The organism is Agromyces humi, assembly GCF_009720255.1.
Taxonomy (GTDB): domain Bacteria; phylum Actinomycetota; class Actinomycetes; order Actinomycetales; family Microbacteriaceae; genus Agromyces; species Agromyces humi.
The window spans coordinates 1-2,739 of record NZ_WJSP02000453.1; the positions used below are offsets into that span (position 1 = coordinate 1).

Annotated in this window: 2 protein-coding genes; both read left to right on the forward strand. The window is 74.2% G+C overall.

Going from position 1 to position 2,739, the window contains the following annotated elements; translation table 11 throughout:
- Positions 1–834 (forward strand): ABC transporter ATP-binding protein (locus GH736_RS20785; protein ID WP_235934570.1); only part of this gene is annotated, 834 nt, incomplete at its 5' end.
- A partial coding sequence (locus GH736_RS20790) for a S9 family peptidase (RefSeq protein ID WP_159606698.1) occupies positions 827–2,739 on the forward strand: 1,913 nt, incomplete at its 3' end. The genes GH736_RS20785 and GH736_RS20790, both read left to right, overlap by 8 nt.

The window sequence follows — 2,739 nt, forward strand, 5'->3', positions numbered from 1 at the left end:
ATCCAGAGCCGCCGCACCGGCGAGCCCAGCCAGACGGATCAGGCCGGCCCGGCCGGCGACATCGTCGTGGCGGCCGACCACCTGACCGTGCGCTACCGCGGTCGCGGCGGCACCGTGGCCGCGGTCGACGACGTGAGCCTCGCCTGCCGTGCCGGTGAGATCGTGGCGCTCGTCGGGCAGTCGGGTTCGGGCAAGACCACGCTCGCCCGCTCCCTCCTCGGCCTGCAGCGCCCGACCTCGGGGGAGGTGCGCTTCCGGGGTGCGCCACTGCCGACGCGCCGCAAGGAGCTGCTCGCCTTCCGTCGCGCGGTCCAGTTCGTGCTGCAGGATCCCAGCGCGGCGCTCAATCCCCGGCACACCGTCTACGAGGCCGTCGCCGAGGGGCCGCGCCTGCATCGGATGCCGGGCGACGAGGACGCCATCGTCGCCCGCGCGCTCGCCGAGGCCGAGCTGTCGCCGCCGGAGCGCTACGTCGGCGCCATCCCGCAGGAGCTGTCGGGCGGCCAGCGCCAGCGCGTCGTGATCGCCGGCGCCCTGGCCCTCCGGCCGTCGTTCCTGGTCGCGGACGAGCCCGTCGCGAGCCTCGACGCGAGCGCACGCGGTGAGATCCTCGGCCTGTTCCTCAGACTGAAGCACGAGCTCGGACTCGGCGCACTCGTCATCACGCACGACCTCGGGCTGGCGTGGAACATCGCCGACCGGGTCGTCGTCATGCACCACGGCCGCATCGTCGAGGAGGGAGCGACCGAGCAGGTGCTCCTCGACCCGCAGCACGACTACACGCGGCGGCTGCTCTCGGTGGTGCCCTCGGCGCTGGCGGTCGACCGTGCCTGAGCGGCGGCAGCGGCCGGCGGGAACGTGGCCGTCGCGGATCTCCGCCGCCGACGTCGCCGCGGCGCGTGGCTCGCTCCAGTGGATCGAGGTCGTCGACGGGGCGCCGTGGTGGGTCGAGGGGCTGCCCCAGGAGGGCGGCAGGCTGGCGCTCATGCGACTCGACGACGACGGTGCCGCGCGGGAAGTCAGCCCACCCGACGCCAACGTGCGGAATCGCGTGCACGAGTACGGCGGCCGGCCGTGGTGCCCGCTCCCCTCCGAGCGCGGTGCATTCTGCTACACCGACTGGCGTGATCACCGCCTGCACGCGGTCACGGTCGACGGCAGCTCGCGCCCGCTCACCCCGCCGGCGTCGCGGCCCGCAGCCGACCGGTACGCGGAGCCGGTGATCGTCGACGACGAGGTCTGGGTCCTCCGGGAGCGTCATCGCTCGGAGCATCCCACCGATGTCGAGCGCGCGTGGGTCGCGGTGCCGCTCGACGGATCCGCGGCGGACGCTCCCGAGCGCGTCCGCCGGTTGGCCGAGCCCGGACCCCACCGGTTCCTCGCCGGCCTGCGCGTCGCCCCCGACGGTCGTCGGGCCGCCTGGATCGGCTGGAACCACCCCGACATGCCGTGGGACGCCACGAACGTCGTCGTCGCGGACCTCGTCGACGGCGCGTTCGTCGGGGAACGCGTGCTGATCGGCGACGCCGCCGTGTCGATCTGCCAGGTGGAGTGGCGCGACGCCGACCGCCTGCTCTGCTCGAGCGATCGCTCGGGATGGTGGAACCTCGTCGAGGTCGATGCGTCCTCCGGCGGCGAACGCGCCATCACCGCCGAGACCGCCGAGCTCGGGGGGCCGCTCTGGAAGACCGGGTCGCGCTGGTTCGCGGCACTCGATCGCGACCACGTCGCCGCACTGCTCGGCGAGCGCGCGGTCGTCGTCGAGCTCGACTCGGGCCGGATCCTCCCGATTCCCCGTTCCGACGAGGAGGGCATCGAGCAGTGGGCGCCGACGATCGCGGCTGGTCGAGGCCTCGTCGCGGGGATCGGTTCGGGCCCGCGTGCGCTGCCTCGCGTCTTCGTCGCCCACGTCGACGGGCCCGGGATCGACGGTTTCGTGCCGGTCGGCGGCCATGAGGCGCTCCCACGCAGCGCCGACGGCGCCGTGCTCGACGCGGAGTGGCTGCCGCAGCGGCGGTTCGAGCTGCTCACCGGGCCCGACGGGATCGCCGTGCCGGCCAACGTGTGGCCTCCGACGAACCCCTTCGCCGAGCCCGAAGCTGGCGAGGCGGCCCCGTACGTCGTGCACATCCACGGTGGGCCGACCGGATCGAACGGCGTCGGACTCGACCTGGAGATCGCCTACTTCACCTCACGGGGGATCGGGGTGGTCGCGCCGGAGTACGGCGGATCGACCGGGTTCGGCCGTGCATGGCGTGAGCGCCTCCGCGGCTCCTGGGGCGAGGTCGACCTGGCCGATGCCGAGACCGCCGCGCTGGCGATGGTCGAGGCGGGCCTCGCCGATCCCGAGCGCCTCGCGATTCGAGGGGGCAGCGCCGGCGGCTTCACGAGCGCCGCGGCGATGACCCGACCGTCCGTCTTCCGCGTCGGGCTGGTGAGCTATCCCGTGATCGACCTGGTCGCCTGGGCGACGGGGGAGACGCACGACTTCGAGTCCGAGTACCTCGTCGGGCTGGTCGGCCGCCTGCCCGAAGCCGAGCCGCTCTATCGCCGGCGCTCGCCGAGCGATCGAGCGGATGCGGCGCACGGGCCGATCCTCGTGCTGCAGGGGCTCGAGGACCCGATCTGCCTGCCCGAGACGACCGAGCGGTTCGTCGCCGGGCTGCAGGCCGCCGGCGTGCCGTACCGGTACGTCGGGTACGCCGGCGAGGGCCACGGCTTCCGCCGGGCGGCGACGCT